Source organism: Lentzea sp. (genome assembly GCF_036380075.1).
In the GTDB taxonomy this organism is placed as follows: Bacteria; Actinomycetota; Actinomycetes; order Mycobacteriales; family Pseudonocardiaceae; genus Lentzea.
Genome location: NZ_DASVFL010000180.1, coordinates 1 through 5,813, shown reverse-complemented (window position 1 = coordinate 5,813; position 5,813 = coordinate 1). Strand labels below are relative to the sequence as shown.

General features: G+C 70.3%; 3 protein-coding genes. All 3 read right to left on the bottom strand.

Annotated features, from left to right (window positions below):
* On the bottom strand, positions 1 to 801 hold an 801-nt coding region (locus VF330_RS20455), incomplete at its 3' end, for a TIGR02679 domain-containing protein (protein WP_330853235.1).
* Positions 802 to 804: 3 nt separating this feature from the next.
* A complete protein-coding gene (locus VF330_RS20450; protein WP_330853234.1) occupies positions 805 to 4,992 on the bottom strand; it encodes a TIGR02680 family protein in 4,188 nt (1,395 codons plus the stop codon).
* 24 nt (positions 4,993 to 5,016) lie between these two features.
* Positions 5,017 to 5,802 (bottom strand): DUF2398 family protein, encoded by a 786-nt coding sequence (locus VF330_RS20445; RefSeq protein WP_330853236.1) that lies wholly within the window; start codon positions 5,800 to 5,802, stop codon positions 5,017 to 5,019.
* Positions 5,803 to 5,813 lie beyond the last annotated feature (11 nt).

Sequence of the window (5,813 nt, the reverse complement as noted above, 5' to 3'; positions counted from 1 at the left end):
GGCCGACCACGAGTCATCGCCCGGTGGCCGCACCGCCCACGTCAACAGGGTGCCCGACACCGCGTCGGGACTTACTCCCACAGCACTCCACAGCTCCCGGCGAGCGGCGGCGGTCGTGGGGGAGGGCGTCCCGGTCGCGGCGGCGAGTGCGCGCAGGACCACGGCGGCGGTGACCTGCCCTGCGTCCAGTGCGTGGGCGTCCCCGCACGCGGCGCTGGCCAGTTCGGCGAGTTCGAAGGCCGATTCGACGGGAACCGCATCCGCCACGGCGCCGGGCGTGCGGTCTGCCAGCGGCACGCTCCTGGCCAGCGTCCGCAACACCGCCATCGCGTGGCGGATGACGGTCTCGGCTTCGTCTCCCACCCGGATGAGCAGTCCTGTGCGGCGCAGTCCGTCTCGCCACGTGGGTACCCACGGCGCGGCGTCCAGGCCGGATTCGGCCACGGCGCGTTCCCAGAACGCCCACAGGTCGATTCTCGACACCTCACGCGCCCTGCTCGCCGCTTTCCGGTCCACGAGCGGGCCGCCGGTCAGTTCCGCGACCACGGTGATCAGTCCGTGGCCGATCACCGAAGACCTGAGCGCGGCATCCAACTCGGCCAGCCGGATCCTGCTCCGCCCTTGCGACACGGTGCGGCCGAGCAACCCGGACAGGGTTTCGGCCGCCTGGTAGTCCAGGTCCACGACAATGACGCCGGTCGGCGAGAGCCCGTTGCCCTCCAGGCGTTTGCGCACCGAACTCCACAACGGCCCCAGACCGACCAGGTAGTCGCGGGCCTGCGCGGGAACGCGGTCGGCCACGGCTCAGCCCGTCGATCGCAGGTAGTGCCGGTTTCGGCCGTCCCAGTGCACGTGGGTGGCGGCTGCCGCGGTTCCCTCGGCCCGGCGGATCTCGTAGACGTCGACGCTGGGCACCTGCGGGTAGGCGCCCCACAGCGCGTGGCCGGTCATGCAGAAGTCGACATCCATGCGCACCAGCAGCCCCATCAACTCGGCGATGGTCCGGTCGTCGACCTTGGCGAACGCGTCGTCGAGCAGGATCAGGCGCAACGCGCTCCCGGTGTCGGGCAGGCCGGACAGGTATGCGTCCGCGGCGGCGAAGAGCGCGACATAGGAGACGAAGCGGGTCTCGCCCTGGGAGAGCTTCGCCCGTCGGCTGATCTTGCGGACCTGCCGGGGCTCCGGGCCGGTGATCGACACCTCGACCCGGTGCCACTGCCGGTAGTCCAGCGCCGCGCGCAGATGTTCCCCGTACCCCGCGTTGGCATCGGCCTCGAACCGCTCGTCAACTCGGTCCTTGAGGAGCCGGATGAGCTCGTCCGTGTGCTCGGACGGACGCACGGCCACGCTGGCCGCGACCAGCTCGCGGATGCGGCCGATGGGACTGTCCTCTGGCTCGACCAGCTCCCACCGCAACCGAACGCCGATCCCGTGGCTCGTCCGGATGTTCGAGAGGCTGGTGTTCATCGCGCGCACCAGACCTTCCGCCTGGATCAGCCTGCGCCGGAGTTCCTCACCCACCCCACCGATGACGAAGTCGGTGAACACGCGGTGCTCGCGGTCGGTCAGCGCCGCTGCGGCGCCGGCGGCTTGCTCGCGCAGCCGCGCCGCTGCGACGGCCACCGGCTGTCGCCCCACTGCGTCAGTGAGGTCCACCAACCACATCCCTTCGTCTGAGGTCGGGGTGAGGTCGAACGTGTTGGCGAGATTGCCGCCGACCGCTCGCAGCGACCGCATCAGGCCGTTCTCGTCGACCGCCGGCCCCTTGCGGTCCAGCACCTGCTGCACAGCGGTGACGAGCCGCTCCACACCCGCGTCATCCGGCGCACCGGATGACGTGCACAGCGTGAGCAGATCTGCAGCCGCGGTTCCCGCAGCGGCATCCGCGATGCCGGGGAGGGTCACTTGAGCCGAGAGCCGTTGCAGCGCTTCACGGGTGCGCGCGACGGCTTCGTCGGCTCGGGCTTTCGTGGCCGTCACGAGTTCCTTCGCCTTGTCGGCCTCCTTGTCCAGGCGGCGTTCCTCACTGGACAGAGCGCCGACCGACGCGCGTACCCGCTTGTGCTCGGCTTCGGCGGCCTCCAACTGAGCAGTCACCTTGTCGGCTTCGGCCCCCAACGAGTCGCGGAGGGTGACGAACTTCCCGTGTTCGCCGTGCCACTCCGACCACGATTTCTGGCCGGCTGACTCGGCCTCCCGACGTAGCGCCGAGGCGTTGCCGACAGCTCCCACCGCACCTTGGTGCTCATGGCGGCGTCGCCGGACCGAGTCGAGCCGATCGGCGAGACGGTCGCACGTGTGCCTGGCGCGGCTCGCGCCTACCTTGACCTCGTCGAGCTGCGCCCGGTCGGCCGGGAGCCCCAAGCGGGCGCAGCTCTTCTCGTGACCACGGCGATCAGCCGCCCATTGCTCCTGCTTGAGCCGGGCGGTCTGGTGCGCCGCAGCTGCCGCGACCTGCGACCTGCCGGCCTCCGCCGCGGCGGAACGCGCGATGCTCCGAGCCCGCAGCAGGTCGTTCGTCCGTGGCGCGGTGTGCGCGTGCCGGTTCAAATCCTCGGTGACCTGGCTCAACCGCTTCCGCTCGTCGTCGCGTTCGCCTGTTCGGCGGGTCAGCTCCTCGAGCTCCGCGGCGATCGCTTCGAGCCGCTCGTCCCGGGCCCGTGCCCGTGCGACGGCGCCGATGAAGCGCGGGTGGTCGACCCGGTGCTTGCCGCGCAGCGGGCCCGCGGCCCAGCTCCCGTCCACGTCGACCCACACGTGATGTCCAGGCCCCAACCCGATTCTGGAGAGGACCGACTTGACGGTCTGCTCGGGCAGCAGCCCGGCCGGGTCGGGCCGGAGCACGCCCTCGATGGAACGGGGAGCGACCGCGGCTTCAGAGGTCAGCAGGACCTGACCGTTGTCGGCTCGCACCGAACTGTCACCGCCGACCGAGGCGGACAACATCCCCGCTGACATCAGCGCGGCCTCGACACCGGCTCGGTCGTGGTCTGCCAGCTCGGCGGAGAACTCGACCAGCCGCCACAGAGGCACCCCGCCGACGGGCGTGCCGCGCACCCATGGTGCGACGGGCGGTTCCGGGTCACGTTGCGCACGCAGCTCCGACTGCTCCAACCGCAGCTCGCGAGCAATGTTGTCGTCAGCTCGTTGCTCCTGCCTCAGCTCGGCGAGCCGGTCAGCCACAGCGGCACGCGCAGGCAAGGCGGCGTCGTTCGCAACGTGGTCCAGGGGAGCGAGATCGTCGTCCGAGCGCTCGCCCACCAGCGCATCGGCGTCGATCAGGAGCGGCCCCACCGCGGTTTCCCGCCAGGAAACGTCACCGAGGAGCTTCCGGCTCTGCTCGCCCGAGGTCCACGTCCTCCACTCGGTGGCCAACGTCCTCGCGGTTCCGTCGCGGTCGTCCGCCGCGTCCTGCGCACGCTCGGCGTCATCGGTCGCGCGACTGTCGAGTTCCTCCGCGTGCTTCACCAACTGCGTGACTTCTCGCGCGCGGGCGTCGAGGGAGGTGGCGTCCTGCTCGCGCCGGGCGGCCTCACCGGCCCGCCGGTCCGCGGATCGGCCGGTTTCGCGAACCACCAGCACGACCTCGTCCAGTTCATCCGGGGCGACCACGAGTCGGCGGGGCATCGGCCGTTCGACCTCGGTCACCGGGCCGTCCAGCGAGACCCGAACCGCCTCGTTGCCACCCGATGGAGGTTCGACGGACGCGTGGACCGCTGTCGGTAGTGCCGTGGTCGGCAGCCGTGCCGTGGCCAGAGCTTCGCGGACTCGGGACAGCTCCGCGTCGGCCAGTTCGACCTCAGCGTGAACGCCTTCGGCCGCCGTGTCCGCCGAGCGCACCGCCCCCGCTTCGTCCTCGCGGCGATCGTGTGCTGCCTTCAAGGCCGTGGTGGCGGCACTGGCCAGAGCCGCGACGCTCCTGCCGAGAATCCGGATGTCGAGACCGGCTCGGTACGCGGGCAGTTCCTTGATGCCTTCGATGACGGATTGCAGCGTCTCCTCGCGCTCACTGGCGGTGTCGAGTTCGCCGCACGTGGTCGTGTGTCGGGCGACGAACTCGGCGTGCCTGTGGACGGCGGTGTCGTGTTCTTTCGCGAGTCGAGTCGCTTCGGACGCTGCCCCGCGTGTTTTCTCCGCCGTGGCGAACAACGCGCCCGACGTGTATCTCCGGTAGACGTCGAGGAAGGCGTCGATCTGCTCGACCGCCGACAGCAATCGCCGTTGCTCCTCCCTGGAGTCGGCCAGGGCGTCCAGGCGCTCACCCGCTTCGCGCAACGTCACCTCCGACAGCGGGGGCAGGGCATCGGACAGGATCTTGGGCAGGTTGCCCTCGTCGATGCGGTTGCCCATGTCCGGTGCGCGCAAGGTGTGCAGCAACTGGAGGAGACCCGCGTACCGCTCCTTGCCACTCGTTCCCGTCAGGCCGAAGACCTGGGACGCGATCCGCTCGCGATGGGTGTCGGGCTTGTCGGTGATCCGGTCCGCGCCGATGCCCTGTGTCAGGTGCTCGCGGGACAACGGCTGGCGCCGCTCGTCCATCAGGTGCAGGTCGACGCCGACCCGCAGCGGCGTGGTGAAGTACCACGCCTTGGCCTCGCTGGTGCTGGTGGAGAAGCGCACGAGTGCTCCGACGGTCAGGTGCTCCTCCGGTCCGCCGATGTCGCGGCACAGCTCCAGCCAGAGGTAGCCGAGGCGGTTGGTCTGCCCTTGCGCGCCGTGGCGCATCAGGTCCTCCAGACGGACCTTGCCCGACCCCGTGGCGTCCATCTTGCGTCGATCGGCGTCCAGCAGGAACGGCAGCAGCATCTCCAGTGCGCGGCTCTTCCCCGAACCGTTCGTCCCGCGCAGGATCATGCGGCCGCCGGTGAACCGGAAGACCGTGTCGTAGTAGTGCCAGACGTTGACGATGCCCGCTCGGGCCAGCCGCCAGCGATTCGGGTGGTGCTTGGGCTGCGCGGGGACCAAGGTCTCCGCGTCGGGCGACTCCGTCACGTGATCTCCATCGATTCGGGCGGCTCAACCGAACAACGTCGGCTGGTCGCCGATCCTGCGCATCGCGCGCGTACGCGCCGGGGCCCGGTGGGGCTCCGGTCGGTACCGGGCGGAGGCGGGATGCAGGACCAGCCCGTCCTCGTCGCCGACCACGATGCTCACCGATTCCAGCAGCTGCACCACTTCCTGCATGAGCGATGACGGCTTCTCGACGTAGCCCTTCGCGAAGGCGCTGCCGTACTGCTCGATGATGAGATCGATGTTCGCTTCGACAGCACTCCACGGGACGCGGACACCGGGCACAGCACGACCCGCGACGGTTACCGTGTCTCCCGCCGCCGGTCTGAACTCGTCGTTGATGGCGTTCACCAGGAGGAGCGCCGCATGCGCGACGGTCCCGGAGCCCGGGAACGCGACGTCGCTGACCACCTCGTCGGGGTCGTGGACGAGGAGGCCCTCAGATCGCGCTTCGAGGACGAGGCCAAACGACTCGTCGAGCACGCGGGCCACCTCCCGCCGCTCGCGGGACAGCACGTCCCGCTCGGCTTCGGTGAGGTCCTCGCGGCGTACCAGCGGGTTCTCCACCAGCTTGCGCCGGAGGCTGCGCCGCGGCTGTTCCGGCTCCAGCGGATCGGACACCGCGCCGCCGAGCAGAGCGACCGGAGAGTCGAACCCGGACAGCGCCCTGGACAGGAGGTGGGGGAGCAGGGGGCGATGGACGTCGAGCAGAGCTTCTTCCTGTCGAGCATCCCACCTCGCCACGGAGCCGTCGGTCTCCGTGAGCACACCCCAGTCGACCAGCAAGTCCACCGCCCGAACCA